Origin of the sequence: Sediminicoccus sp. KRV36 (assembly GCF_023243115.1) — a bacterium.
GTDB lineage: Bacteria > Pseudomonadota > Alphaproteobacteria > Acetobacterales > Acetobacteraceae > Roseococcus.
Window position 1 is genome coordinate 662,711 of the sequence record NZ_CP085081.1, and the last position, 25,738, is coordinate 688,448.

Annotated in this window: 24 protein-coding genes; 11 read left to right on the forward strand and 13 right to left on the reverse strand. The window is 69.9% G+C overall.

The genetic code is table 11. The features are described 5' to 3' along the window. Positions 1-20: 20 nt before the first annotated feature. Positions 21-377, reverse strand: a complete 357-nt coding sequence (locus tag LHU95_RS03165; protein WP_248709928.1) for a Rieske (2Fe-2S) protein — start codon at positions 375-377, stop codon at positions 21-23. After that, a complete protein-coding gene (locus tag LHU95_RS03170) occupies positions 374-802 on the reverse strand; it encodes an EVE domain-containing protein (RefSeq protein ID WP_248709929.1) in 429 nt (142 codons plus the stop codon). Before LHU95_RS03170 ends, LHU95_RS03165 begins: the two co-directional genes overlap by 4 nt. A gap of 162 nt (positions 803-964) precedes the next feature. Between LHU95_RS03170 and LHU95_RS03175 the strand changes: the two genes are divergently transcribed. From LHU95_RS03175 to ccmI, 6 genes are all read left to right on the forward strand, one after another. Next, positions 965-1,756: a heme ABC transporter permease gene (locus LHU95_RS03175; RefSeq protein WP_248709930.1), complete on the forward strand. Its 792-nt coding sequence runs from the start codon at positions 965-967 to the stop codon at positions 1,754-1,756. A gap of 142 nt (positions 1,757-1,898) precedes the next feature. Then, positions 1,899-2,426 (forward strand): cytochrome c maturation protein CcmE, encoded by a 528-nt coding sequence (gene ccmE, locus LHU95_RS03180; RefSeq protein ID WP_248709931.1) that lies wholly within the window; start codon positions 1,899-1,901, stop codon positions 2,424-2,426. Positions 2,427-2,445: 19 nt separating this feature from the next. Beyond that, positions 2,446-4,428 (forward strand): heme lyase CcmF/NrfE family subunit, encoded by a 1,983-nt coding sequence (locus tag LHU95_RS03185; protein ID WP_248709932.1) that lies wholly within the window; start codon positions 2,446-2,448, stop codon positions 4,426-4,428. Beyond that, on the forward strand, positions 4,425-5,027 hold the full coding sequence (locus tag LHU95_RS03190; protein WP_248709933.1) for a DsbE family thiol:disulfide interchange protein: 603 nt from the start codon (positions 4,425-4,427) through the stop codon (positions 5,025-5,027). The genes LHU95_RS03185 and LHU95_RS03190 overlap by 4 nt, the downstream gene beginning before the upstream one ends. Positions 5,028-5,101: 74 nt before the next feature. Beyond that, positions 5,102-5,551 (forward strand): cytochrome c-type biogenesis protein, encoded by a 450-nt coding sequence (locus LHU95_RS03195; protein WP_248709934.1) that lies wholly within the window; start codon positions 5,102-5,104, stop codon positions 5,549-5,551. Positions 5,552-5,571: 20 nt separating this feature from the next. After that, the gene (gene ccmI, locus LHU95_RS03200) at positions 5,572-6,342 is read left to right on the forward strand and encodes a c-type cytochrome biogenesis protein CcmI (protein WP_248709935.1); all 771 of its coding nucleotides are present in this window, start codon (positions 5,572-5,574) and stop codon (positions 6,340-6,342) included. Positions 6,343-6,364: 22 nt separating this feature from the next. Here ccmI and LHU95_RS03205 read toward each other — a convergent pair whose 3' ends face one another. Continuing rightward, a complete protein-coding gene (locus LHU95_RS03205; RefSeq protein WP_248709936.1) occupies positions 6,365-7,501 on the reverse strand; it encodes an MFS transporter in 1,137 nt (378 codons plus the stop codon). A gap of 102 nt (positions 7,502-7,603) precedes the next feature. Here LHU95_RS03205 and LHU95_RS03210 point away from each other — a divergent pair, with 102 nt between their 5' ends. The 5 genes from LHU95_RS03210 (at position 7,604) to LHU95_RS03230 (ending at position 13,100) form a co-directional block, all read left to right on the forward strand. Continuing rightward, positions 7,604-10,567 carry a helicase-related protein gene (locus LHU95_RS03210; protein ID WP_248709937.1) on the forward strand — a complete coding sequence of 988 codons (2,964 nt, stop codon included), beginning with the start codon at positions 7,604-7,606 and terminating at the stop codon, positions 10,565-10,567. Between the two features lie 3 nt (positions 10,568-10,570). After that, a complete protein-coding gene (locus LHU95_RS03215) occupies positions 10,571-10,849 on the forward strand; it encodes a S4 domain-containing protein (protein ID WP_248709938.1) in 279 nt (92 codons plus the stop codon). 75 nt (positions 10,850-10,924) lie between these two features. After that, positions 10,925-11,257: a ferredoxin FdxA gene (gene fdxA, locus LHU95_RS03220; RefSeq protein WP_248709939.1), complete on the forward strand. Its 333-nt coding sequence runs from the start codon at positions 10,925-10,927 to the stop codon at positions 11,255-11,257. Between the two features lie 293 nt (positions 11,258-11,550). Beyond that, positions 11,551-12,675 carry a CarD family transcriptional regulator gene (locus LHU95_RS03225; RefSeq protein ID WP_248709940.1) on the forward strand — a complete coding sequence of 375 codons (1,125 nt, stop codon included), beginning with the start codon at positions 11,551-11,553 and terminating at the stop codon, positions 12,673-12,675. Further along, positions 12,672-13,100 carry a SufE family protein gene (locus tag LHU95_RS03230; protein WP_248709941.1) on the forward strand — a complete coding sequence of 143 codons (429 nt, stop codon included), beginning with the start codon at positions 12,672-12,674 and terminating at the stop codon, positions 13,098-13,100. Before LHU95_RS03225 ends, LHU95_RS03230 begins: the two co-directional genes overlap by 4 nt. Positions 13,101-13,383: 283 nt before the next feature. On the opposite strand, the gene LHU95_RS03235 is transcribed toward LHU95_RS03230, so the two are convergent. From LHU95_RS03235 to tssA, 10 genes are all read right to left on the reverse strand, one after another. Then, positions 13,384-14,862 carry a class I SAM-dependent methyltransferase gene (locus tag LHU95_RS03235; protein WP_248709942.1) on the reverse strand — a complete coding sequence of 493 codons (1,479 nt, stop codon included), beginning with the start codon at positions 14,860-14,862 and terminating at the stop codon, positions 13,384-13,386. A gap of 3 nt (positions 14,863-14,865) precedes the next feature. Beyond that, positions 14,866-16,359: a class I SAM-dependent methyltransferase gene (locus LHU95_RS03240; RefSeq protein ID WP_248709943.1), complete on the reverse strand. Its 1,494-nt coding sequence runs from the start codon at positions 16,357-16,359 to the stop codon at positions 14,866-14,868. Between the two features lie 120 nt (positions 16,360-16,479). After that, complete coding sequence (gene tssG, locus LHU95_RS03245; RefSeq protein WP_248709944.1) at positions 16,480-17,502, reverse strand: type VI secretion system baseplate subunit TssG; 1,023 nt, start codon at positions 17,500-17,502, stop codon at positions 16,480-16,482. Beyond that, complete coding sequence (tssF, locus tag LHU95_RS03250) at positions 17,499-19,328, reverse strand: type VI secretion system baseplate subunit TssF (RefSeq protein ID WP_248709945.1); 1,830 nt, start codon at positions 19,326-19,328, stop codon at positions 17,499-17,501. Before tssF ends, tssG begins: the two co-directional genes overlap by 4 nt. Positions 19,329-19,446: 118 nt before the next feature. Continuing rightward, positions 19,447-19,968 (reverse strand): type VI secretion system baseplate subunit TssE, encoded by a 522-nt coding sequence (gene tssE, locus LHU95_RS03255; RefSeq protein ID WP_248709946.1) that lies wholly within the window; start codon positions 19,966-19,968, stop codon positions 19,447-19,449. A gap of 1 nt (position 19,969) precedes the next feature. Next, complete coding sequence (locus tag LHU95_RS03260; RefSeq protein ID WP_248709947.1) at positions 19,970-20,767, reverse strand: type VI secretion system accessory protein TagJ; 798 nt, start codon at positions 20,765-20,767, stop codon at positions 19,970-19,972. 32 nt (positions 20,768-20,799) lie between these two features. Further along, positions 20,800-22,317, reverse strand: a complete 1,518-nt coding sequence (tssC, locus tag LHU95_RS03265; RefSeq protein WP_248709948.1) for a type VI secretion system contractile sheath large subunit — start codon at positions 22,315-22,317, stop codon at positions 20,800-20,802. 29 nt (positions 22,318-22,346) lie between these two features. Beyond that, positions 22,347-23,843: a type VI secretion system contractile sheath large subunit gene (tssC, locus tag LHU95_RS03270; RefSeq protein WP_248709949.1), complete on the reverse strand. Its 1,497-nt coding sequence runs from the start codon at positions 23,841-23,843 to the stop codon at positions 22,347-22,349. 4 nt (positions 23,844-23,847) lie between these two features. Beyond that, entirely contained in the window at positions 23,848-24,354 is a 507-nt protein-coding gene (gene tssB / locus LHU95_RS03275; RefSeq protein WP_248709950.1) for a type VI secretion system contractile sheath small subunit, read from the reverse strand. A 148-nt stretch (positions 24,355-24,502) separates the two neighbouring features. Continuing rightward, entirely contained in the window at positions 24,503-25,624 is a 1,122-nt protein-coding gene (tssA, locus tag LHU95_RS03280) for a type VI secretion system protein TssA (protein WP_248709951.1), read from the reverse strand. Positions 25,625-25,738: the final 114 nt, after the last annotated feature.

Consider the following 25,738-nt stretch of genomic DNA (forward strand, 5'->3'; position numbering starts at 1 on the left):
CCCCTCAAATCCCGGCCCCCTCAAATCCCGGCATCGGGCGGAATGCGGATTTCCCCGTCCGTGATGCGCACCTCCACCGCTTCCAGCGCATCGCCGATGCAGGGGCCGGAGACGCATTCCCCATCCTCGATCCGGAACCGCGCGCCATGCGCGGCACAGACGATCATCTCCCGCTTGCGGTCGAGGAAGCGGTCCGGCACGGGCTCCAGCGGCAGGCCGATATGCGGGCAGGAATTCACATAGACCAGCACGCGGGCACCACGCCGGATGGCAAAGAGGCCGGTGAAGCCGCCCGGCGGGGCGGGGAAGCCGCGCGCCTCGCCATCCGGGATCTCGTCCAGGCGGCAGAGCACGCGCCAATCGGCGGCGTCCTTCATGCCCCGGCCATCTCCAGGATCACGGCAGCGTGCTCCGGGCTGATCGGCATGACGGAGAGGCGGGACTGGCGGATCAGGCCGATGCCCTCCAGCCGCGGCTCGGCCTTGATGGCGGCGAGCGTGACGGGCTGCGGCAGTTTCGAGACGGTCTTCACATCCACGCAGACCCAGCGCCCCGTCTCATCCGTGGGGTCGGGATAGGCCACGCGCGCCACCTCGACGATGCCGACCACCTCCTTGCCGATATTGGAGTGGTAGAAGAAGACGCGGTCGCCCTTCTGCATGGCCTTCAGGAAATTCGCGGCCTGGGCGTTGCGCACGCCGGTCCAGGGCTCGACCCCGTTGGCCACCTGCTGTTCCCAGCCGAAGACATCGGGCTCGGATTTCACGAGGAAACTGGGCTGGGCGGGCTTTGGCTTGGCCATGGGTTTCTTTGCGGCGCGATGTGGCGATTGGCTGAAGGCTTCGCATATGTGCGGTGGCCGTGCCAATGGGGCGGAGATCATTCCGCTGGGCGATCTTTTCCCTGGCGGATGCCTGGGGCGGGGGCGCTTCAATCCTTTGGCGCATCTGCCTATGGTGGTGCTGTGGAAAACGTCGCTCACACTCCGCGATCCTCAGGGTCGCTGCATCGTTTCGCCAATCCCGGCCGCTTCCTGCGGCTGACGGAGCGTTGGCTGCCCTGGCTTTCGGGCGCCGCCCTGGTCGTGCTGGGCATCGGCGTGGTCTGGGGGCTCTGGCTCGCGCCGAAGGATTGGCAGCAGGGCGAGACGGTGCGGATCATGTTCGTGCATGTGCCGATGGCCTGGCTGGCGATGGGCGGCTACACCGGCCTTGCGATCCTCTCGATCATGTCGCTGATCTGGCGGCACCCGCTGGCGGACCTCACCGCGCGGGAGCTTTCGCCGATCGGCGCGGCGGTCACGGCGCTGTGCCTGCTGACGGGCAGCCTCTGGGGCCGGCCGATGTGGGGCACCTGGTGGGTCTGGGATGCGCGGCTGACCTCGGTTCTGGTGCTGTTTTTCCTCTGGCTCGGCCATGCGGCGCTGGTGCGCGCCTTTGACGACCCGGAGCGCGGGGCGCGCATGGGCGCGATCCTGGCGCTGGTGGGCGTGGTGAACGTGCCCATCGTGAAGTTCAGCGTGGATTGGTGGAACACGCTGCACCAGCCGGCGAGTGTCACGCGCCTCAATGCGCCGGGGATGCATGTGGACATCCTCTATCCGCTGCTGTGGTGCACGCTGGGATTTACGCTGGCCTTCATGGCGGTGACCTTGGCCGCGACGCGCGCCGCCGTGATGGAGCGCCGCGTCCGCGCCCTGCAGATGGCCGCCGCCCGCCGCGCCGATGCGCCTGCCCTGCGGAGTGTGGAAGCGTGAGCACGCATTGGCTGCATGTGCTGCTGAGCTGGGGCGCGGTGCTTTGCGTTTTCGCGATCCTCGCCATATCCGCGATGGGCCGGCATCGTGCGGCCAGGCGGCAACTCGCCCAATTGGAACGCCACCCCTTGGAACTCCGGAAATGACGCGGAAGAAGCGCCGGCTCTATATCCTCCTGCTTTGCGCCATCGGGCTTGGCAGCGCCACGGCGCTGACACTGACGGCGTTCCAGGACAATCTCGTTTTCTTCCGCTCGCCTTCGGATATCGCGCGGGAAGCGCCGCCCCCGGGACGCTCCTTCCGCCTGGGCGGGCTGGTCGAGGCCGGCAGCGTGCAGCGCCAGGGCGAAGACCAGGGCCGCCCGGCGATCCATTTCCGTGTGACCGATGGCGCGCATGTGGTGCCGGTGATTTTCACCGGCGTCCTGCCCGATCTGTTCCGCGAGGGGCAGGGCGTGGTGACCCAGGGGATGATGGGCGCGGATGGCACCTTCCGGGCCCGCGAAGTCCTCGCCCGGCATGACGAGACCTATATGCCGCCCGAGGTGGCCGATGCGCTGAAACGCTCGGGCCATTGGAATCCGGCCCAGGGCGCCGCCCCCGCGCCGGCGACCTGGAACACGCTGGACCCGGCACGCCCGCAGGCCAACCCGCCGCGAAGCGGCTCATGATCAATCTGGATATCGGCTCATGATTCCCGAACTTGGCCATTTCGCGCTGATCCTGGCGGCGATGCTCGCCATCGCGCAGTCCGGCCTGCCGCTCTGGGGCGCGCAGCGGGGCGATTCGCGGCTGATGGGGGCCGCCGCACCCTTGGCGCTGGCCGGCTTCGTCGCCATCGTCATCAGCTTCGCGGCGCTGATCTGGTCCTATGCGATGAATGACACGACGGTGGTGAACGTCGTCGCCAACAGCCATTCGGCCAAGCCGATGCTGTTCAAGATCACCGGCACCTGGGGCAATCACGAGGGCTCGATGATCCTCTGGGTCATGGTGCTGGCCGGGTGCAGCGCGGCGGTGGCCGGCTTTGGCGGCGGCTTGCCCTCGGCCCTGCAGGCGCGGGTGCTGGGCGTGATGGGGCTGATTTCGCTGGGCTTCCTCGCCTTCATCCTGTTCACCTCCAACCCCTTCGAGCGGATCTGGCCGCCGCCGCCGGATGGCCAGGGGCTGAACCCGCTGTTGCAGGATATCGGCCTCGCGATCCATCCGCCGCTGCTCTACCTCGGCTATGTGGGTTACGCGGTGACCTTCGCCTTCGCCGTGGCCGCGTTGATCGAGGGGCGCGTGGACGCCGCCTGGGGCCGCTGGGTGCGGCCCTGGTCGCTGGCCGCCTGGTCCTTCCTGACCATGGGCATCTCCATCGGCTCCTGGTGGGCCTATTATGAGCTCGGCTGGGGCGGCTACTGGTTCTGGGATCCAGTGGAGAACGCCTCGCTGCTGCCCTGGCTGGCCGGCACGGCGCTGCTGCATTCGGCCATCGTGGTCGAGAAGCGCGAGGCGCTGAAGATCTGGACCGTGCTGCTGGCGCTGCTGGCCTTCGCGCTCAGCCTGCTCGGCACCTTCCTGGTGCGTTCGGGCGTCCTGAATTCGGTGCATTCCTTCGCTTCCGACCCGGCGCGCGGCATTTTCATCCTGTGCCTGCTCGGCATCTACATCGCGGGTGCCTTCGCGCTCTTTGCCTGGCGCGCGCCCGCCATGGCGCCGGCCGGCGTCTTCGCGCCGATCTCGCGGGAGGGCGGGATCGTGCTGAACAACCTGCTGCTGTGCTCGATCACGGCGGTGGTGCTGGTGGGCACGCTGTATCCCTTGTTCCTGGACCTGCTGACCGGGCAGATGATTTCCGTGGGCCCGCCCTTCTTCAATTCAGCCACGGCGCCGCTGGCCCTGCCCCTGGTGATGGGCATGGCCGTCGGCCCCATGCTGGCCTGGAAACGCGCGAGCCTCTGGCCCGTGCTGCAACGCCTCTGGTGGGCCGCCTGCCTGGCACTTCTGGCCTTCATCCTGACGCTGGCCTTGGCTGGCTGGCATGTGTTGAGCGCCTTGGGCTTCGCCTGCGCCTTCTGGCTGATCGCCGGTGCCGCGACCGATATCGCGGACCGCGCGGGCATCGGCCGCACCAGCCTCGGCAATGCCTGGAATCGCGCGCGCAACCTGCCGCGCGCGGCCTGGGGGGCGGCCATCGCGCATGCGGGCATGGGCGTCACCATCCTCGGCATTTCGGGCATGGGGCTGGCGACGGAAAAGCTGGTGGCGGTGCCGCCGGGCGGCTCCACCCAGTTCGCCGGTTATGAATGGCGGCTGGAGGGCGTGCGGGACTTCATCGGCCCCAATTTCACCGCGCGGAAGGCCACCATCACCCTGCTGCGCGATGGCAGCGTGGTGGCTGTGATGGAGCCGAGCAAGCGCTTCTTCCCGACCGGCCGGATGACGACGACCGAGGCCGCGATCCGCACCCGCCCCTCCGGCGATCTCTACGCCGTGCTGGGTGAGGAGCGGCCCAATGAAGCCGGCGTGAGCGAGGCGGTTCTGCGCCTGCACAACAACCCGCTGGCGCCCTGGATCTGGCTTGGTGCGGGGATCATGGCGCTGGGGGCCGCACTCTCGCTGAGTGACCGCCGCATTCGCATCGCCGCCCCCGCGCGGCGGCGCAAAGAGGCCGAGGTTTCGGCGTGAGTGACGGCGTGACCGATCTGGCCAAGCCCGCGGCAAAGCCCTCGCGGCGCAAGCTGTTGGTCTATGCGCCGCTCGGCGTCGCGGCCGTGGCCGGCTTGGGTTTCTGGGCCATGCTGCGCGGCTTGCAGGATGGCAGTTTCAACCCGCGCGGCGTGCCCTCGGCGCTGCTGGGCAAGCCGCCGCCGGATTTCGCGCTGCCCGCGCTGGAAAGCTCGGGCCTGCCGGCCCTGGTTTCGGCTGATTTCCGTGGCATGCCCGGCCCCGTCGTCGTGAATTTCTGGGCGAGCTGGTGCGCGCCCTGCATCATCGAGCATCCGCAGCTCATGGCCCTGCACCGCCAGGGCATTGCCGTCTGGGGCGTGAACTACAAGGACCGCGTGCGCGAGGCGCAGGGCTTCCTGACGCGCCATGGCAACCCTTTCGCGCGGCTCGGCGTGGATGAGCCTGGCCGTGTCTCGATCGATTGGGGCGTCTATGGCGTGCCGGAGACCTATATCCTGGATCGCGGCGGCATCATCCGCTGGCGCTTCGCCGGCCCCATCACGCCCGAATTGATGGCGCAGGACATCCAGCCCCTGCTGGCCCGGCTGCGAGGCTGATCATGTTCCGCTGTGTCACAAGGTCCAGGAGGCAAGCCTCCTGGTGGGAGAGTTTGAGAGGGCTAGGCCCGCTCATGGTCTTCCTGTTGTTCGCGCTCTCCGCCCAGGCCCAGATCGGCGACACCAGCTATCGCCTGCGCGACCCCGAGCAGGAAACCCGCGCGCGCGAAATCGGCAAGGAGCTCCGCTGCCTCGTCTGCCAAAACCAATCCATCGAGGATAGCGATGCCTCCCTCGCGCGGGATTTGCGCCGCATCGTGCGTGAGCAGGTGGAGCGCGGCGCCAGCAACGAGCAGGTGATGCGCTTCGTGCATGAGCGCTACGGCGATTTCGTGCTGCTGCGCCCGCCCTTCCAATGGAGCACGCTGCTGCTCTGGGCGACGCCCGCCCTGGCGCTGCTGGGCGGGATCTTCGCCATCTGGCGCTCGCGCCGGCAGGCCAGTGCCAGCGGCATCGGCCCCACTGAATTGACCGAGGCCGAGCGCGAGCGCCTCGCCGCATTGCAAGGTGATCCCAGGGCGTGATGTGGTTGGCTTTGGCGCTGGTGGCAGCGCTTATTCTCTCACCGCTGGCTTATACGCTGCTGCGCCCCCCGGCCGCGCGAGGCCGAGGGGAGGCGGATGTGGCGCTGTTCCACGCCCAGCTCGCCGAGCTGGAAACCCAGCGCGCCGAGGGCCGGCTGGACGAGGCCGCCTTCAACGCCGCCACGGTGGAGGTGCAGCGCCGCCTGCTGGCCGCCCCCGCGCCCCAGCAACTCACCGCCCCCGCGCGGCCGTCGCTGCTGCTGCTGGCGGCCCTGGTGCTGGTGCCGGCCGCCGGCGTGCTGCTCTATGTCGAGCGCGGCTTCCCTGACATGCCATCCGCCACGCTCGCCGTTCGGCAGGAGGCGGATGCGCAGGATGAGGCGATGCTGGTGCAGCTCCGCGCGCGCCTCGCCACGGCCGATCCCAACACCCAGCTTGGCCGCCAGGGCTTCATCCTGCTCGGCAATGCCGAGCGCAATCGCGGCCGGTTGGCCGAGGCGGTCGCCGCCTGGGAGCGGGCGCTGGCGGGCGGCTTCGATGTCGGGCTGGCCGGTGACGTCGCGGAGATCGAGATCGAGCGCAATGAGCCGGCCAATGCGCTGCGCTGGATCAGCCGGGGGCTGGCCATGCAGCCGCAGGATGCGCGGCTGCGCTTCCTGGCCGGCCTGGCTGAGGCGCGGGCCGGGCGGAACGAGGTGGCGCGCGCCATCTGGACCCAGCTGCTGGCCGAGGCGCCGGCCGATGCGCCCTGGCGGAATATCGTGCAGGAAAGGCTCGGCGGGCTGAACTGAGGCGCGCGTTCATCCGCTCCGCTCAATCCTTCGCGCGGGCTCCGCGCAGCGCCAGCAGCGCGGCCACGCCGCACAGCCCGGCCATGGCGAGGAAGGCCCCGCCGCCCGCCACGGCATAAAGCCAGCCACTCGCCCAGATCAGCCCGCCCGTGCTGGCGCTGATGGCTGAGGCGAGCAGCGTCTGCGCGCGCCCGGACAGCCCGGCCGGCAGGCCCAGCAGGGCCCGCATCGCGGCCAGATGCATGGCGCCGAAGGTGAGCCCGTGCAGCAGCTGGATGCCCACCAGCGCCCAGGGATCAGACGTGATGGCCGTCACGCTCCAGCGCAGCACGCCGGCGCCCGCCGCCAGGAGAGCGAGGCCGCGCACGCCCAGGCGTTCCACCACCGGGCGGCCGAACAGGAACAGCAGGATCTCGGCCAGCACACCCAGCGCCCAGAGCAGGCCGATGAAGCCCGTGCTCAGCCCCGCCGCCTGCCAATGCAGCGTCGAGAAGGCGTAATAGACGGCGTGGCTGCCCTGGATCAGCGCCGCGATCGGCAGCACCCAGCGAAACACCGGCTCGGCCAGCGGCGCCCAGAGGCTGGAGGATTCCGGCTGGCCGGGTGGCGCCTCGGCGCGTGGTGCCGGCGCCGGCAGCCGCTGCGCCGCCCAGGCGGTCCAGAGCAGGCCGGCGGCCAGCATCCAGGCGGCCACGCCAGGCCCGGCCCATTCGGCCGCCAGCCCGGCCGCCATGGCACCCAGCATGAAGGTGATGGAGCCCACGGATCGCACCCGCGCGTAGTCAAAGCCGCCGGACCGCACCGCCGCCACTGCCAGCGCATCCGAGAGCGGTACGATGGGGGATGTGGCGATGCTGTGCAGCAGCTGCACCGCCAGCAGCAGCGCGAAGCCGGCGGCCAGCCCGAAGCCCAGCGCGCTGGCGGCCGCCAGCAGCGCGGCCAGGGCCAGCAGGCGGCGCACATCCGGCACGCGGTCGGCCAGTTTTCCGCTGAGCGGCGCCGCCACCAGCCGCACGAGCGAGCCCGCGGCCAGCACCGTGCCGACCTGCGACGCCGTCAGCCCGCCCTCGGCCAAAATCGCCGGCAGGAAAGGCATCATGGCGCCAAAGCCCGCGAATTGCGCGCCGAACACCAGGGCAAAGCTTTGTGGGGAGGTCACGCGCGGCAATCTCGGCTGCCAGGGGCGAAGTTGCAATCATCGCCCTTTGGTTCATAACCCTGACCGTCTTCGCTATCTTGCGGCCTTCACCCGGAACCCAGCATGTTCGACGCGCGCGTTAAAGCCATCCTCGGCCCGACCAACACCGGGAAGACTCATCTTGCGATGGAGCGCATGCTTGCGCATTCCTCGGGCATCATCGGCTTCCCGCTGCGGCTTCTGGCGCGGGAAAACTATGACCGCATGGTGGCGCAGAAGGGCGAGAAGAACGTCGCTCTCATCACCGGCGAGGAAAAGATCGTTCCGCCCGATGCCAAGTGGTTCGCCTGCACGGTGGAAGCCATGCCGCTGGACCGCCGCGCCGAGTTCCTGGCGGTGGACGAGATCCAGCTCTGCGCCGACCCCGATCGCGGCCACATCTTCACCGACCGGCTGCTGCATGCGCGCGGCCTGGTCGAGACGATGTTCATGGGCGCCGAAACCATCCGCCCGCTGCTGCAGCGCCTGGTGCCGGGTGTCGAGATCGACAGCCGCCCGCGCCTCTCCAAGCTGGAATATGCCGGCCCGGCCAAGCTGACGCGCCTGCCGCCGCGCAGCGCCGTCGTCGCCTTCAGCGCGGCCGAGGTCTACGCCATCGCGGAGGCCATCCGCCGCCGGCGCGGCGGTTGCGCCGTGGTGATGGGGCGCCTCAGCCCCCGCACCCGCAACGCCCAGGTGAAGATGTACCAGGACCGCGAGGTGGATTTCCTGGTGGCAACCGATGCGATCGGCATGGGCCTGAACATGGATGTGGACCATGTGGCCTTCGCCAGCCTGAACAAGTTCGATGGCCATGCCCCGCGCCTGCTGACCCCGCAGGAGGCCGCGCAGATCGCCGGCCGCGCGGGCCGTGGCATGCGGGACGGTACCTTTGGCGTCACGGGCGAATGCCCGCCCTTGCCGGAGGAGATGGTCGAGAAGATCGAAGGCCATCACTTCGAGGCGATCCAGGCGCTGGCCTGGCGCAACAGCGACCTCGATTTCTCCGGCATCGAGGCGCTGCTCGACAGCCTGGGCGCCGCCCCGCCGCAAGCCGGCCTGACCAAGGGCCATGACGCGATTGACCACATCACGCTCAGCCTGCTGGCGCGCGAGGAGGCGATCCGCCGCATGGCGTCGTCGAAGTCGCGCCTGCAATTGCTGTGGGAAACCTGCCAGGTGCCGGATTTCCGCAAGCTGGCGGATGACACGCACACAAGGCTCTGCGCGCGGCTCTTCACGCATCTCTGCGAGGACGGCAACGTGCCGTCGGACTGGATCGCCTCGCAGATCGCCACCTGCACCAGCACCGAGGGCGATCTGGACACGCTGATGTCCCGCCTCTCGGCGATTCGCGTCTGGGCCTATATCGCCGCCCGGGCCGATTGGGTGAAGGACGCCGCAACCCAGCAGGAGGCCGCCCGCGCCGCCGAGGATGCGGTGAGCGACGCGCTGCATGAGCGCCTGACCGCCCGCTTCGTGGACCGCCGTGCGGCCCACCTCATCCGCAGCCTGGACAACACCGAGGAAGACCTGCTCAGCGCCGTGACGCGCCAGGGCGAGGTGGTGGTCGAGGGCCACAAGGTCGGTCGCGTCGTCGGTTTCGAATTCGTGCCCGAGCTGGGCGAGGGCGGCGAGGAGGAGAAAAAACTCGTTCTCCGCGCGGCGCGGCGCGCCCTGGTGCAGGAAATCCCGCGCCGGGTCGCTTCGCTCGATATCGCCAAGGCGGACAGCTTCGGCCTGACGCCGGAGCATCGCGTCACCTGGGAGGGGGCGGAAATCGCCCGCCTCAAGATGGGCAGCGAGCCGGGCAAGCCGCTGATCGAGGTGAAGGACTCGGAATTCCTGGACGGCCCGCAGCGCGAGCGCATCCGTGCCCGGCTCGCCGGCTGGATCGAGGGTGTGGTGGCCAAGGACCTGGCGGCCATCGCCGCCATCGAGGCGAAGGCCGCCGAAGACAACACGCTGCGCGGTCCGGCCTTCCAGCTGCGGGAGACACTGGGTCTGAAGCCGGGCGATACGCGCCATCAGATCGGCCAGGAATTGCGCACGAAGCTGAAGGCGATCGGCATCCGCGCCGGCCGCTTCGCGCTTTATGTGCCCGAGGCGCTGAAGCCCCGGCCCATGGCGCTGCGCGCGCAGATCTGGGCGCTGAGCTATGACGTGCCGACCCCGACGCTGCCCGCGCCGGGCCTGGTGTCCATCCCGAGCGATGGGGTCATGGCGCTGTCCTGGCCGCCGGGCTTCGCGCCGATCATGGGCTGGGTGCCGGCCGGCCCCGTGCTGCTGCGCTTGGATGTGGCGGAGCGCGTGGCGGCGGAACTCGGCTATCTGACGCGGCGCGCGCCAGCGCCGCTGCCGCCTGAAATCCTGGGCCGCTTCGGCATCAAGGGCGATGCGCTGGCCCCGGTGCTGGCCGAGCTCGGCTTCCGGCTGATCCCCTCCGAACCCTTGCCGGAGGGCCATGAAGGCCCGGTGCTGCCCACCATGGTCAGCTGGGCGCGTCCCGCGCAGCCGCCGCGGCAGAACCGCAACCCGCGCGGCCAGGCCCCGCGGCGCGAGGCACCGGCCGATGGCGCTGCCACTGCCGAGGGCGCCGAGAACCGCCAGCCGCGCCGCGATGGCCCGCGCCGCGAGGGGGGCGGACGCAACCGCCAGGGTGCGCCCCGCCCGCCGCAGAATGCGGGCCAGCAAGCCCCCGGCCAGCCCCCCGCGGGCCAGGCGGGCGAGGGCCAGGCCGCCGAGGCCCAGCGCCCGCAGGAGAATCGTCAGAACGGTCCGCGCCCCGAGGGCGGCTTCCGCAAGGATGGCCCCCGCAAGGATGGTCGCCGGGATGGCCCCCCCCGGGATGGGGCGCCGCGTGATGGTGCAGCCCGTGATGGCCAGAAGCGGGACGGCCCGCGCCGCGAAGGGCCCCGCCGTGATGGCCCGCCGCGCGACCGTGACCGCGCGGGTGGCCCGGAGACCCGGACCTTCCACGAAGACCGGCCGACCTCCAATGTGGAGGATAGCCCCTTCGCCGCGCTCATGAAGCTCAAACTCAAATAACGCATGGAGGAAGGGGCACCCTTCCTGCGGCTCGATGTCTGGCTATGGCATGCGCGCCTGGCCCGGTCCAAGGCCGATTGCGGCGCGCTGATCGCGGCAGGCGGTTTCCGCCTGAACCGCCAGCCGGTGACCAAGGCGCATGCGCGTTTGCGGGTGGGGGATGTGCTGACCTTCGTCTGGCAAGGCGAGGTGCGGGTCTGGCGCGTGCTGGCGCTGGGCGAGCGACGAGGCCCGGCGGAAGAGGCGCGCGGGCTTTATGAGGAAATACCGATCGCGGAATGATCGCCCCGCGCGGCTTGCCAATCGGGCTTCGGGGCGTCATCTCTACCCTGTCCGCCGCAACCAGGAGCCGCCTTCGTGACCTATGTCGTCACTGAAAACTGCATCAAGTGTAAGTTCATGGATTGTGTGGAAGTCTGTCCCGTGGACTGCTTCTATGTCGGCGAGAACATGCTCGTCATTCACCCGGATGAGTGCATTGACTGCGGCGTCTGCGAGCCCGAATGCCCGGCCGAGGCGATCCTGCCCGACAGCGATGACAAGGCGACCTCCTGGGTCGAGTTGAACCGCAATTACGCGCAGGCCTGGCCGAATATCACCCGCAAGGGCGAGGCCCCGGCCGATGCGGATGAGTGGAAGGACAAGCCCGGCAAGCTCGCCCTGCTCAGCCCGGAGCCCGGCAAGCCCTGACCGGCCTGGCGTGATCCCGGGGCGCGGCTGCGCCCCGCCGGACGTGACCCGTGCCGTTTTTTGTGCTATCGCATGACTACGGAGGCGCTTCTGTCCCCAATTCTAGGACGGCAGCGTGCCTCTCGATTATTCCCTGGCATGCAGGAACAGAGAGCCACATGGCGACCGCATCTCGGAACACATCCTCCCGGGCCGGCAATGCGACCAAGGCCGCCGCGAAGCCTGCCAAGCCGGCCGTGAAGCCAGCCAGCAAGCCAGCGAGCAAGACCTCCACCAAGCCAGCCTCCAAGGCGGTGGCGAAGCCCGCCGCGAAAGCCGCGGCCAAGCCTGTGCCCGCCAAGGCAAAGGCCACCCCGAAGGCGGCGGCGAAGCCCAGCCCGGTCAAGGCCAAGCCAGCCGCCAAAGCGGCGCCGCCCCCGCCCGCCAAGGGGAAATCCAGCGCCGCGAGGCCGGCACCCGCCCAGGCGAAGCCGGCGCCGGTCACGGCCAAGGCCGCGCCCAAGTCCAGCCCGCCCACCAGCAAAGCACCCAGCAAGAAGGCAACCCCTCCTCCAGTGACGAAAAGCAAGGCCGTTGAGGCCAAGTCCGATGCAAAATCCGATGGTAAGTCGTTTGGTAAGCCCGAGAGCAAGCCTGCCGCCGAAAAGGTGACCACGCCTGCCGCCACGCCAACCGAGAAGCCGGCCGCCGCCGTGAAGCCGCCGGCCGCACCGGCCCCCGCCGCGGTGCCTGAGGCCGTGGCGGCTGGTCCGCGCCCATCCATCGTTGTCGCGGCGCCGCCGAACATGCCGATCCGCAACACCGGTAACCCGATGTCACCCCGCCCGCCGATGGGGCGCCCGAACATGCCGCCCTCCTTTGCCGTGCGCAGCCCGGGGCGTCCCGGCTTCGCCGAGGGCCAGGCCGTGCCGCCGCGCCCGCCCGGCCCCAAGGTCGAGTTCAAGGCCGGTGACCATGTGGTCTATCCGACGCATGGCGTGGGCACGGTCCAGGGCATCGAGGTGATCGAGGTCGCCGGGACGGACCACCACATGATCGTCGTCACCTTCGACGAGAACCGCATGACACTGCGGGTCCCGGTCAACAAGGTGCCCACGGCCGGCTTGCGCAAGCTGTTCACCCAGAAGGAATTCGAGGCGGCGATCGATACGCTGAAGGGCCGCGCGCGCATCAAGCGCACCATGTGGTCCCGCCGCGCCCAGGAATATGAGGCGAAGATCAACAGCGGCGATCCCATCCAGATCGCCGAGGTGGTGCGCGACCTGCAGCGCAATGCCGGCCAGCCCGACCAGTCCTTCAGCGAGCGCCAGATCTACGAGCAGGCGCTCGAGCGCCTGGCCGCCGAATATGCGGCGATCGAGAAGATCGACAAGCTCGCCGCGAGCGACCAGCTCGTCGTCTTTGCCAAGTCCACATGACGCTGGCGGCGACGTCCAGCATCGAGGCGGTCGTCACCGATCTCGAGGAGGGATTCTCCCTCTTTGATGATTGGGAGGATCGCTATCGCTATCTGATGGAGATGGGCCGGGAATTGCCGGTCCTGACGCCTGAGGAGATGGTCGAGGCCAACCGCGTCTCGGGCTGCCAGTCGCGCGTCTGGCTGGTGCCGCGCCTGGAGGCGGGGCGCCTGCATTTCCGCGCCGGCAGCGATGCCGCCTTCGTCCAGGGGCTGCTGGCGCTGCTGATGCGCGTGCTGAACGGGCGCAGCGCGCGGGAAATCCTGGACACGGATGCGAGCTTCCTGACGCGGCTGGGCCTGGGCGAGCATCTCAGCCTTTCGCGCCGCAATGGCGTGGCGGCGGTGCTGGCACGCATCCAGGCGGCGGCCCGGGCGGCGGCCTGACGCGCAAGCGCAGTGGGCCGCGCCGTCCGGCTGAAACGACAGCCGGCATCTGAGCCGCAAGCGCCGAGCTTCCCCGAAGCCAAAGGGGCGGGCCGGCTGCCGGTGGATGGTGTCTGATCCGGCATGGCGCAGCGCCCGGAAAGCACAATCGCGCTCCGGCGGATCCGCTAGAGCTTGTTCCGTTCGCAAGGGCTCACTACCCAACCTCTAGCCCATTGGTTTCCGAGCATCTTTATCCGTGAAAACGATCCCGTTTGAACGGATGATGCTCTAGCCCCGCCCCTCAGATCACCCCGAACGCCTCCCAGATGGGGATCCGCTCGGCCCAGCTGGCCGCGATGCGCTGCGCGAGGCTGGCCTGCTCGGCCGCATTGGCCAGCGGGTGGAGCAGCCGCGCGGCGCCCAGCGGATCATCCCGGTCCGCGCCGCCGATCAGCGCCGCCGCGAGGCGCAACTCCCACCCGCTCGCCGGCAGGCCGCCCGCTGCCACGGGGGATGCGAAGGCGAGGTGGCTCGTCTCCTCATGCCCATGCAGGGCGGCTGCGGTCAGGTTGAAGCGCGTTGCCGCCGCCTGCCGGGCCGGTGCGCGCAGCACCGGCATGGCCCAGTCTCCGCCGGTCAGCATGGCCAGGATCTCGCCCGGCTGGGGGGCTGCCTGGCCGATGCACCGGCGCAATTCGCCCAGGGGCATCGCCCCCTCGCCCAGGGCGGCGCGCAGCGCCTGCCAGGCGGGTTGCGCCATGGCCACCTCCGCGCGGCCCATGCGCTGGACGGGGCTTTCCTCGGGCAGCTGGCGGCAGGCGGCCAGCATCAGGGCGGGCAGCGTCTGCGCGGGATTCACCCGCCGCGCGCCGCGAATGAAGACATCCGCCCGGAAGCCGCGCGGCAGATAGAGATCCTTCAGGAATTCGCGGGGCTCGCCCTCCGGCAGGGTTTGCAGGGCGGTGAGCTCCGCCGCGTCGCAGAACACGCTGGGGATCGCCTCGAACAGGTTGCAACTGCCGACGAATTGCAGCTTGGCCGGGGCGAGTGCCGCGCAGAGGTCCTCCTGGAAGACCGGCCGCCAATGCTCGGTCAGGAATTCATGCGCGACGAAGCCGGGCGCCAGCCGGGGCGGATCGGCCAGCAGCCGCGCCAGCATCGCGGTTGGCCGCAGCGGCAGGTGGGGCGCCATCTCGCGCAGCCGGGCCATGGCCTGCGCGGCGGCGGCCTCCGCCTGGCCTGGCCCCAGGCCGACCGGGCCGGCAAGATGCCGCAGCAGCCGTTGCAGGCCGGCATCGGCACGCGCCCCGGGGGTCACGTTGTAGCCGAGATAGGCGATGCCGCCGGGCTTCAGGCAATGCCGCAGGAAACGCACCACCCCCGCGCGCACGGCATCCGAGACCCAGGACCAGACGCCATGCAGCATCACCACATCCAGCGGCGCGATGCGCTCCAGCTCCGCCTCGGTCAGGCTCGCCAGGTCGGCTTCGAGGAACAGCGCATTGCCCAGCCCGGCGCGCGCCGCGCATTGCATCGCCTCATCCACATGGACCGGGTTGTGGTCGAGGCCGAGCACCGTCCAGTCCGGATTGGCGGCGGCCAGCGCATTGACCGCATAGCCCCGTCCGCAGCCGAGATCGGCGATGCGCATCTGCGCGCGCGGCTGCCAATCCACCCCGGCCACGGCGCAGACCAACGCCAGATGGGCCGGGTTCTGGGCCGTCTGGAAGGCGATCTGATAGGTGCTGTCGGCCACATAGCCGCGTGACCAATCGGACATGCGTCAGATGATCCCGAAGCGCCGCCAGATGTCCAGCCGGTCACTGAGCACGGTCGTCACCATCCGGATCGCCGTCGCCATCGCCTCGCCCTCGAGGTCGGGCAGGACGCGCCGGGCGAGCAACTCGGGTGATGGCAACTCGTTGCCGCCGATCTCGGGCTGCACCGCGATGGCCAGTTCGAGCCAGAGGCAGGGCAGGCCGCTGGCCAGCACAGGTGAAGCCATGGCGAACTGCCCGCCGGCGCGGCCTTCCTGCGCATAGGTCTCCGCGATGTAGCGGTTGAAGCGCCGGGTTGGCTCGGTCGGTCCCGAATCGCGCAGCGCGGGCAGGACGAGGCCCGTCCCGCTCAGTACCGTCACCAGCTCCGCCGGGTTGGGCGAACGGCCGACGGGCAGGGAGCGCAGGCGCCCCAGGCTCTGCGGCCCTTCATTCAGCGCGGCGGCGATGGGCTCCCACAGATCGGCGCCGATCTCCGCCTGGCCGACGGGCACCTGGAGCTTCGGCGTCTCCTCCCCCAGGACGCGCATGGCGCCGAGAACGATGCGGTCGAGTGCCGCCAGGGGATCGGTGCGCCGCAGGCCACGCACGAAGACATCCCGCCGGAAGATGCGGCCGATGCACAGGTCCTTCATGAATTCCCGGGCCGGGCCGGCGGGCAAGGCCTCGTAGATCGCGCGCTGCTCGGGTGGGAACAGCAGGTCCGGCACGTTCTCATGCAGGCTGGCGCTGCCGACGTAGTCCAGCTTGGCCGGCGCCAGGTCGGCGCAGAGATCCTCGAAGAAGACCGGCCGCCAATGCGCCGTCAGGAATTCATGCGCGAGATAGGAGGCATCGAGCGGGGTATCATCCTCGGCGATGCGCTTGAGCATGGGGGTTGCCGGCAGATTCGCCGGGCGGGTGGCGTGCAGCTGCTTCACCGTCTCGATCGCCGCCTGCACGCGCATGGGCGAATTGCCGCTGACCTGCTGCGCGGCGAGGTGCCGGATCAGCCGCTGCAGCGCCATATCCGCACCGAAGGCGGGCATCGCGTTATAGCCCATGTAGCACAAGCCGCCCGGTTTGAGCCGCCGCGCCAGCAGCCGCACGATGCCCTGGCGCACCGCATCGGACACCCAGGTCCAGACGCCATGCAGGCTGACCACATCCATCTCCGGCAGGCGGTCCATCTCGGCATCGGTCATCTCGGCCAGGTCGGCCTCGACGAAGACGGTGTTCTCGAGGCCCGCCCCTTCGGAGACGGCGATGGCCTCGGCGATATGGGCGGGGTTGTAGTCGAGGCCGAGGACCGTCCAGCCGGGGTTGGCGGCGGCCAGCGTGTTGACCGTATAGCCGCGCCCGCAGCCGATATCGGCCACCACCATGCGCGCCCGCGGCTCCCAGGCGACGCCCATCATGGCGCAGATCAGCGCGAGATTGCCCGGCGATTGCGCCGCCTGGTAGGAGAAAGTGTAGGGGCTGTCGGCGACGTAGCCATGCGCCCAGCTGGTCGTGGTCATTCTAGGATCCTCAAAGGCCGGCGCCCGGCCGGCAGCCGCGCCTGGGGCATGTTGCGTGGATGACGGTGGCGGTCTTGCCATGGCGGCGCGGGGCGCGGGCGGCTGCCCTTGGCGTGCGGCTCACAGTGGCGGCGGGCGGAGATAGGCGTCCCCCGCCGGCTGGCGCCGTGGCCCGGGCTGCGCCATCCAGCTGGTCAGGCCCAGGCGGCCGCCGCCCGGCCCGAGCTTGGTCGCCGGCACGGCCCCGGCGGCGAGGATCGGGTTCAGCACGAAATCCTGCTCCGGCCCGACGAAGAGCCGCGTCAGCCCGCAAATCCGGTCAAACAGCGGCTGGCCCGGTAGCAGCGAGGCGAAGCGCTCCGGGCCGAGCGGCCCCAGCCGAATGATGAAGCGGGCCTGTGGGTCCCAGACCTGCGCGCCGATCGCCGCATCCACGCCCAGCCGCCCATGCACCACCCCCATGCGCGATTGCTCGGAGGCCGGCAGCCTGAGCCAGCCGCCGGCGAATTCCACGATCTCCACGGCCGAACCCGCTTCCTCGGCCAGCATGGCGCGCAGGCGCTCCGCGCTGCGGGTGCGGGCGGCGAGGTGCCCGGCATGATAGCGCAGGCTGGGGGCCGGCACGGCAAGCCGCCCGGTGAGGCCGGGCGTGCCCATGCCGATCAGCGAGTCCAGCGCCGTTTCGGCCGGCCTGGGGTCCCGCGTCGGGCGATACTTCGCCCCGGCGCGCACCCACATGCCGGTGAAGCGCCGCGCCAGCATGTCGAGAAAGGCCTGGAGGGCGCGGCTGCGCCGCCGCAGCTCGGCGCCCGCCGTGGCGGTGAAATGGCGGGGCAGCGTGCCGCCGGGGCCGATCAGGCCAAAGAGCGGCGTGGTGATCTGCGCGGTCTGCGGATCAGCCGCCGTCACCTCGGCGAGGGGCAGGCCGAAGCGGGCGACGCTGGCATAGGGCAGCTCGACCGGATCGCGCCCGCGGGCGATGACGAACACCGCCTGGTCCAGGTCGAAGCGCTCCGGCTCCTGGCCGAGCCGGGCGATGGGGCTGGCGGCGGCGGGGGGCGCAGGCGGCGGGGCTTGGACGGCTGGTGCGGCGGCACGCGGCCGCACCACCATGGTGGCCTCGGGGTCATCCTCGGCCGTCACAGCAGCACGCGCGTCCCGCTGCGCGGTGCCCAGGTGGCCACGGGCGCGGAGCGGCCGCGCAGCATGGCACGCGTCCGCACGAAGCCATTGACCGAGACCTGCAAGGCCAGGAAGCGCTCCAGCACCGCGCCGAGCAGATACAAGCCGCCACCGCTCCAGGCCTGCGGCTCGAAGGTCAGGCTCACATCCAGGCCGCGCACGAAGACGCCCGGCCGCTGGCCCGGAATTCGCGCGACGCCGGGGCCGGAGCGCACGGCGACCAGCCCGGCGATGGCGGCCCGGCTTTCCGGCGTATCGCGCAGGTCATGCAGGCGCAGCATCTCGCGCAGGGCCACGGCCGCATCCTCCCCGCCCATGACGCCCAGGTGATTGAGCGCGAGGTGGGAAACGAGGCGCCAGGCCCCGCGCTCACCCAGGCGCGGGCGCAGCGTGGCGGTGGGGGCCGAGAGGCATTCCGCGCTGGCGGCGGGTGAGGCCGGATCGGCGATCACGAGGCGTGGCTGGCCGCCGCCGAAGGGCAATTGCTCCGGCAGGTCCCGGTTGAGGCAGGTGGCGTTGATGGTCAGCACGCCATCGGCCGGGGCATCGGGGTCGAAGGCGGCGTCGCGCAGCATCAGCCGTGTTTCGGTGCCGGTCAGTGGCGAGGCGGCGGGGCCGCGCAGGGCCAGCCATTGCATGGGGGCGGCATCCGCCTCCGGCCCGCCATCCCGCGCCAGGCGCTGGAAGGGCAGGACAGCGCGGCGGGCGCCATCCGGGCGGCTTTCCCGCACGCTCTCGACATGGTGGATTTCGAGCGCCGCGGGGCGCCTGGCATCGGGGATGACCAGCCAGTCCGATTGCGTGCCATCCATGGTGATCGGCTCGCAGCGCTGCGGGAACAGGTTCACGGCCGGCGTGCAGTGCAGGGCCAGCGTATCGGCCGCGACGCTGCGCTCCAGCTCGGGCGCGGGGCGGCCGAGATAGATGAACACCTCCATCCGGTCGCTTTGCTGGAGCAGGCTGCGCGCTTCCAGGCCGCTCAGCTCCAGATAGAGAAACTTCTCCGGATGGGCGAAGTATTCGGTGAGCAGGCGGTGGCCGTCAAAGGCCCGCTGCGGCCAGGGCAGTGCCGCCTCGTCACGCTCGAAGCCCACGGGCCGGATGCGCTCGGGGCCGAGCAGCGTGGGCGACGGATCGCCCGGCCCATCGGCCAGGGCGATGCCGACGCAGGAGGTCGCGAGCAATTCATGCAGCCCGGCCGAGACCTGGGGGCTGCCGCGCAGATGCAGGCGCAGCGTATCCAGCCCGGTTTCGGCAAAGCTGAGATCGGGCACCAGGGTGCGCAGCGTGATGCGCAGGCAGGCCGCGGCCCCTGGCGCGCGCGGATTGGCGGGGGCAGCCAGCGGCAGGCCCATGAGGCGCACCGCCTCGATGGTGATGGGCCAGAGGGTGACGGCATGGCAGGTGACGTAGCGCAGCGCCTCACCCCGCACCGCCTCGGTCTCCAGCGGGGTGCCCCGCGGGGCCACGGCGGGGCCGCGCGCCTCGGGCTTGGGCGAGAGGCGCAGCGTGGTCATGCTGGGCACCGGGGCCAGCAGATGCGGGCTGAGCAGCTCCAGCAGAGCATCGGTGATCTCGGGCAGTTCGTCTTCCAGGCGCTGCTGCACCCGGCCGCCGAGGAAGGCGACGCCTTCCAGCAGGCGGTCCACATGCGGATCATCCACCGTGCCGTCGGAGGTGATGCGCAACCGGCCGGCGACCTTGGGATAGGCCTCGGCGAATTCCCCGGCGAGGCGCCGCAGCGCCGCCAATTCGCGGTTGTAGAAGGGGAGGAGGCTTTCGCTCATTGGCCCGTCCTGCCCCGTTGCATGGCAACGGGACCGGCAGGCCGGGGGCGATGCGTCCTGCCCCGTTGCATGGCAACGGGATTGGCAGGCCGGAGAGGCGCGATGCGAAGGGCGAGGCTCATCCGCCGCGCTCCGAGACGCGGACTTCATGCGACACCGCCTCGATCACCGTCTCGAAGCTGATCGGCTCGGGGATCGGGTCGGTGCGCAGGATGGCGTCCACCTTCAGGCGCAGGGTGCGGTCCAGCTCATTGCCGGTTTCGCGCAGCACGACCCGCACGGAGAGCAGCCGCGGCTCGAAGCGGCGGATCATGCGCTCCACCTCGCGGGCCAGTTCCTCGCGCCGCTCGGGCATGGCGTAGGCGCCGGAGGTGGCATCCGGAATGCCGTAGCCCAGGGCCGATTCCGCCAGCTCGGGCGTGGTGGCGGGCAGGGGCCAGCGGCGGCGGCGGGCATTGAGCAGCGCCTCCAGATCCCGCCGCACGGCGGCGCGCAGCGTCTCCAGCGCCATGGCGGGGGAGACGGGCGCATCCCGCGCGGCACCCGGATCAGCATCGAGCAGACGGTCGAGCAGAGGCAGGCGCACGCGTTGCTGCGCGCGGGCCGGCCCTTGCTGGTTGCGTTCGCCGCTCGCGCTCATCTCAGCTGAAGCGGATGGCGCTGAGGTCGGAAAGGGCGACCGCTTCCTCGCCGACCAGGAAGATGCGCTGGCCGAGGCCCCTCACCGGGCCGGGCCCCTCGCTCCATTCCGTGACGCGGCCCAGCCGCACCGGGTCCGGCTGGCCCGGGGGAGCGGCGTAGATGGTGGGCATGTAGACGACGCCCTCCGTGCCATCCAGCAATTCGATGGTGGTGCGGCGCCAGGCGAGGTCACGCGGGCGGCGGGGCGCATCGAAATCCAGCGCCACGATGCGCTCGACGGGAACCAGGATGTGGTCGCCATTGGTGGTCAGCACCTCGACCATGGGGGCCATCAGGTCATCGGCGTCGCGGAAATCATCGAAGGCGATGGTGGTGCCGTCCGCGAGGTCCGCCTCACCGCCGCGCTTGGGCCTTGCATCCTCGGCGGCGAGGGCCTGGGCGGCCGCTTCCTCGGCCGAGCCGGCGCGGGCGAGCACCGCGGCCTGCAGGGCGGCAGTCTGCGCCGCCGTCGCATCATCGGCGGAGAATTTCGGCGCGCGGCCCTCGTTCCAGACCTGCTGGCGGATCACCTCGGCGCGCAGCAGTTTGCGGAATTCCAGCACGGCGGGGGAGGGGTCATCGAGCACGGCGGCATCGAGCATGCGGTCGGCCCGCTCGGCATCGCCGGCGAAGACCATCAGCTCGGCCAGCAGCCAACGGGCCCCGGCATCGCGCGGGGCGGCTTTGACGGCCGTCTGCGCCGCCGCGATGGCGGCCGCCAGATCACCGGATTTGAAGGCTTCGCCCGCACTGGCCATGACGTGGTTTCCTCTGCTTTTCAGGCGTGTGTCTATGCCGCCGCGCGCGCGGCGGCGAGGTCGGTGACCAACCTGAAGGAGGCGCCGACCTCATCCAGCTGGTAATGCGGCTGCAGCATGATGGTGCACCCATAATTGCCCGGCCGGCCAGGGCGTTCGCGCACCTCGACGCGGGCATCGCGCAGCGGGTAGCGCGCCGAGGCGTCGCTGCTGCCGGCCAGGCCCGTGACATGCTTGTTCAGCCATTGCTGCAGGCGCAGCTCCACATCCTCGGCGCTGAGGAAGCTGCCCACCATGTCCCGGCCCATCAGCTTCACGATATGCGCGAAGCGGCTGACGCACAGCACGCTGTTGAGCTGCGCCGACATGCGCTGATTCGCATTGGCGATATCGGTCGTCATGCGGGGCGGCTTGTGCAGGCTGGGCACGGCGCCGAAACTGCCTTCGGGCAGGGAGTCGAGGCCGCAGAAGGGCACGAAGCCGCCATCGGCCGCCTCGCGCTCCTGCTCGTCCGTCAGCATCAGTTCGAGCGGCGGGCGTGGCGGCGGGCCGGGCGGATCGGCGCGGAAACGCTCATGCGGCAGGGTTTCCACCACGCCGCCCGTAGCCTCCCAGCCGGGCTCCGCGCCGCGGATTTCCGCCGGCCAGCGATAGCGGGCGAAGGCCCGCGCGGCGACCGAGGCGAGCGCGTAGATCGGCGTGCTCCAGACCCTGGCCTCGGCCTGGCCGGCGGCCTCGCGGTAGCGGAAGCGATCCGCCCGGCTGCCATCATCGCCCCAGGGGGCCCGCCCCAGGGTGCGGGGCAGGACGAGGGCGAGGAAGCGCGTATCCTCGCGCCCGGCCAGGCTGCGCCAGCGCGCCCGCTCCGGCGCGCGCAGCGCTTCCGCGAAGGAGAGCGTGGTGCCGGCGCCATGCCAGGAATCCAGCCCGACCAGCGCGGGTGCCGCCGGCAGCACCACCGGGCAGAAGGCGGCGGCCCCCACGGCGGCCAATTGGCTGAGCAGCGCCACATCATCCACCGGATGCCCGGGCGAGGGGCCGGGGCGGATTTCGTAATCGGCGGCGAGCATGCCGAAGGGTTCACCGCCCGGCGTGCCGAACTCCTCCTCATAGACCACCTTGAACAGGGCGGATTGGTCGAATTCCGCCGCGCGCTCCAGGTCGCGCGCCAATTCCGCGCGGCGCAGCACCAGCAGGCGCACCTTCACCAGGCGGTCCTGCACGAAGCCATCCACCAGCCAGTGCAGGCCGCGCCAGGAGCCCTCCAGCCGGGTCAGGCGCGGCTGATGCAGGATGGCATCCACCTGGCGGGAGATCAGCGCATCCAGTGCGGCGATATCGCGGTCCAGCGCTTCTTCGAGCAGGGCGCGACGGTCAGGCCCTGCTGCCGCGATGCGCTGCAGCCTCTCCTCGCCCATCCAGCCGCGCAGGATGGCGGCTGGCTGCCGTTCGGCCAGGAACTCCGCCACCTCGCGCGCGGGGGAGCCGGCGCTGAAGAAGTGTCCGGCCAGGACCGCGTCGCGCAGTGGCGCCCCGTGCGGATCGGGCATGGCGTTGTTGGCCGCCATACCCGGCCGCGTCAGGATTTCTGCGGGATGCGGGCCACCATGCGCATGGAGGTGGTGAGTTCCTCCATCTGCAACCAGGGCCGCAGATAGGCGACGGCGTTGTAGGAGCCGGGCTTGCCCGGAATTTCCTTCACCTCGACCTTCGCTTCACGCAGCGGGTATTTCGCCCGGCTTTCCTGGCCAGCCCCTTCGATCGGGTTCACGTAGTTCTGGATCCAGCGGTTCAGCCAGACTTCGCAATCCGACGCCTCCATGAAGGAGCCGATCTTGTCGCGCGCCATCACCTTGAGGAAGTGGGCGAAGCGGCTGGTCGCCATGATGTAGGGCAGGCGGGCGGAAATCGCCGCATTTGCGGTGGCTTCCGGGCGATCATACTTCTTGGGCTTCTGCGTCGTCTGCGCGCCGAAGAACACGCTGTAATCGGTGTTCTTGTAGTGACAGAGCGGCAGGAAGCCGTTGTTGGAGAGCTCTGCCTCGCGCCGGTCGGTGATGCCGATCTCGGTCGGGCATTTCGCGTCCATGTCACCGTCATCGGAAGTGAAGGTATGCGTCGGCAGGTTGGTCACCTTGCCGCCGCCCTCGGCGCCACGGATGGCGGTGCACCAGCCATATTGGGCGAAGGCGTCGGTCAGCCGCGCGGCGTGCACATAGGCCGCGTTCATCCAGCAATACTCATTGTGCTCCATCGCCTTGGCGGAACCATCGGCGTTGAAGGGCGCTTCCTCATAGGCGAATTCGTCAATCGGCTTGGTGTTCGCGCCATAGGGCAGGCGGGCGATGACGCGCGGCAGCACGAGGGTGACGAAGCGGCTATCCTCGCTATCCCGGAAAGAGCGCCACTTCGCGTATTCCTGCGTCTCGAAGATCTTCGACAGGTCACGCGGCTTGGAGAGTTCGCGGTAGTCCGAGAAACCGAACATGCCAGGCCCGGCGGCCGAGATGAAGGGCGCGAAGCCGGCGGCGGCCACGTTGGACATCAGCCGCAGCGTCTCGACGTCATCCGGATGGTTGGTCCATTCGTAGTCGCCGATCAGCGCGCCATAGGGCTCGCCGCCCGGGGTGCCGAATTCGTTCTCGTAGATCTTCTTGAACAGGCCGGACTGGTCGAACTCGACGGCCCGCGTCAGGTCACGGTTCAATTCGCGCTTGCTGGCCTGCAGCAGGCGGATCTTGAGGCTCGTCCCCGTCTCGCTGTTCATGACGAGGTGGTTCAGCCCGCGCCAGGAGCCTTCGAGCTTGGTGAACTTCTCATGGTGGATGATCGCGTTCAGCTGGTCGGACAGCTTGCGGTCAATCTCGGCGATGGCGCGGTTGAAGGTCTGCGTCAGGTTCTTGCTGTAGGTGACGGTGCCCTTCAGCGCTTCCTCGGTCAGCGCCTTGATCAGGTCCTGGGCGCGGTCCTTCTCGGTCTGGCGCGTGGCGCCGATGACCTGGTCGAGGAAGGAGACGCCGCCCTCTTCCGTCGTGGTCGTGCCGGCAGCGCCGGGCTGGGCCTGGGTTCCACTCATGGGATCAAGCCTCCGGTGTGCCGAGGCCGAGCTGCTCGGAGAGCGACTTCAGCTTGGCTTCGTCCTGCAGAACCTCATCGAGCAGCTCTTCGAGCTTCTCGGAGTTGTCCACCTTGCTCATCAGGTCGCGCAGCTTGGAGCGCGTTTCGAGCAGCGCCTTCAGCGCCGGCACCTGCTCGGCCACCTTGGCCGGCTCGAAATCATCCATCGAGCGGAACTTCAGGTTCACGCCCATCTCGCTGCCATCGCCGGCCAGGGTATTCTCGACCTTCATGTTCAGGCCGGGCGCGACGCGGGCCATCACGTCGTTGAAATTGTCGCGGTCGATCTGGGTGAATTTGCGTTCGGCCAGCGGCTTCAGCGGCTCGGACGGATCACCGGCGAAATCGCCCATGACACCGACGATGAAGGGCAGCTCGCGCTCGATCGCGGCACCCTCGGTCTCGACGTCATAGGTGATGTGGACACGCGGCTTGCGCACGCGGTTGAGTTTGTCATGGACGCTGGCCATTGCTTCTCTCCCGGCGCAAGGCGCCGCTAACCGATGTGTCGGGCGGCGAGCATGCGCCAGACAGGTGCAATCTGCTAGAGCCTAATTCAGCGCAAATTCGCGCGTCAATCTCGCAACGCGGCGTCCCGTGATCGGGGAGGCCGGCTGTTCATTCCTGCTCTTCCATCGCGGTGGGGCGAATACCCAGCGCGGTGAGCATGGCGGTGCGCGCACTGTCATCCTGCAGCACTTCGGCGAGCAATTCAGGCAGGCTCATGCGGCCGCGCCGCGCGGCGTCGGCGAGCGTATAGGCCAGGAAGGAGTGTGGTTCGGTCTTCTGGAAGAAGGCGGCCAGTTGTTCCAGCGTGCGCAGCGCCTGCTCCCGCCCCGCCGGATTGAAGCCGGGCACGCCAATGGCACCGGCCATGGGTGATCCTTGCTGCGTTGCGGCATCGCCCGCTTCCATCATCTCGGTGCCGCCGCTCTCGGCACTGGCCGCGCCGCCGCCCAGACGGGTCGCCACCTCCACCATGCGGTCCAGCACTTCGGCCACGCGGCGGGTGCTGGGGCTGTAATAGCCAAAGCGCGCATCGCACTGATCCTGGAACAGCTGCCAGGCGGCACGCGCCTCGGTTGCCAGCTGCACCGCGGCGACCAGCCGGGCGCGATCGAACTTCGCTTCCGTCTCGATCGTGTCCAGTGCCAGGACGCCCTGCGCGTAGCGTGCCTCGCGCCGCGCCTCATCCGCGAGGCCGGCCGTCTCCTCGGCGGCGTCATATTGATAGATGCTCAGCGTCTCGCCGGAGGGGCGGCGGAACAAGGCGGCGCGACGCAGCGGCTGCATCACGGTGCCGTCATTCTCGCCCCCGGCGAGGCCACCAAGCGGCGCGGAGCGGCCTTCCAGACGCTCCTCCTCGCTGCCTTCCTCGTCGGGCCGGGGGAAGCCCGCATCCCAATGCTGATCGAGCAAGCCGGCCAGCAGCCGTGCACCTGCGGCGAGGCCAGCCAGGCCCTCCATGCGGACCAGTGCCTCGGTCAGCCAGGCGGCAATTTCGAAATCCTTGCTCTTGCCGCCCAGCGCCTCGGCCGCGAGGCGGCGGACCTGGCGCCAACCCTCCGCGACGGCGCTCTCGCCTTCGCCCTCGCTATCCCGCGCGCGCTCATCGGCCCGGGCTTCCGAGCGTGCGTCGCGCAGCTTCTGGTAGATCGAGCTTGGCGAATAATCCTGGCGCAGATCCTCGCCTCCGCCGCCCTCCTCGCCGATGGGGGCGAGGAGCGTCTCCAGATCCAAGATTTCATCCGCCATCCGAATACGTCCCCTGCCAAGGCTGGCCAGCCGGCACCGGCCTGCCGCGCGGAGAGTAAAGCATGGCGCAGGCCGAATGAAACGCCCGTGGCGCTCTGG

What these genes read in the sequence shown, in the direction of transcription:
- tssC (WP_248709948.1), bottom strand. Translation starts at nt 22,317, where the DNA reads ATGCCCGATCCGCACGGGGCGCCACTGCGCGACGCGGTCCTGGCCGGA.
- LHU95_RS03240 (WP_248709943.1), bottom strand. Translation starts at nt 16,359, where the DNA reads ATGACCACGACCAGCTGGGCGCATGGCTACGTCGCCGACAGCCCCTAC.
- LHU95_RS03195 (WP_248709934.1), top strand. Translation starts at nt 5,102, where the DNA reads ATGGTCTTCCTGTTGTTCGCGCTCTCCGCCCAGGCCCAGATCGGCGAC.
- LHU95_RS03170 (WP_248709929.1), bottom strand. Translation starts at nt 802, where the DNA reads ATGGCCAAGCCAAAGCCCGCCCAGCCCAGTTTCCTCGTGAAATCCGAG.
- LHU95_RS03235 (WP_248709942.1), bottom strand. Translation starts at nt 14,862, where the DNA reads ATGTCCGATTGGTCACGCGGCTATGTGGCCGACAGCACCTATCAGATC.
- LHU95_RS03260 (WP_248709947.1), bottom strand. Translation starts at nt 20,767, where the DNA reads ATGGCCAGTGCGGGCGAAGCCTTCAAATCCGGTGATCTGGCGGCCGCC.
- LHU95_RS03165 (WP_248709928.1), bottom strand. Translation starts at nt 377, where the DNA reads ATGAAGGACGCCGCCGATTGGCGCGTGCTCTGCCGCCTGGACGAGATC.
- tssB (WP_248709950.1), bottom strand. Translation starts at nt 24,354, where the DNA reads ATGGCCAGCGTCCATGACAAACTCAACCGCGTGCGCAAGCCGCGTGTC.
- LHU95_RS03215 (WP_248709938.1), top strand. Translation starts at nt 10,571, where the DNA reads ATGGAGGAAGGGGCACCCTTCCTGCGGCTCGATGTCTGGCTATGGCAT.
- tssF (WP_248709945.1), bottom strand. Translation starts at nt 19,328, where the DNA reads ATGAGCGAAAGCCTCCTCCCCTTCTACAACCGCGAATTGGCGGCGCTG.
- tssE (WP_248709946.1), bottom strand. Translation starts at nt 19,968, where the DNA reads ATGAGCGCGAGCGGCGAACGCAACCAGCAAGGGCCGGCCCGCGCGCAG.
- ccmE (WP_248709931.1), top strand. Translation starts at nt 1,899, where the DNA reads ATGACGCGGAAGAAGCGCCGGCTCTATATCCTCCTGCTTTGCGCCATC.
- LHU95_RS03230 (WP_248709941.1), top strand. Translation starts at nt 12,672, where the DNA reads ATGACGCTGGCGGCGACGTCCAGCATCGAGGCGGTCGTCACCGATCTC.
- tssC (WP_248709949.1), bottom strand. Translation starts at nt 23,843, where the DNA reads ATGAGTGGAACCCAGGCCCAGCCCGGCGCTGCCGGCACGACCACGACG.
- LHU95_RS03185 (WP_248709932.1), top strand. Translation starts at nt 2,446, where the DNA reads ATGATTCCCGAACTTGGCCATTTCGCGCTGATCCTGGCGGCGATGCTC.
- LHU95_RS03210 (WP_248709937.1), top strand. Translation starts at nt 7,604, where the DNA reads ATGTTCGACGCGCGCGTTAAAGCCATCCTCGGCCCGACCAACACCGGG.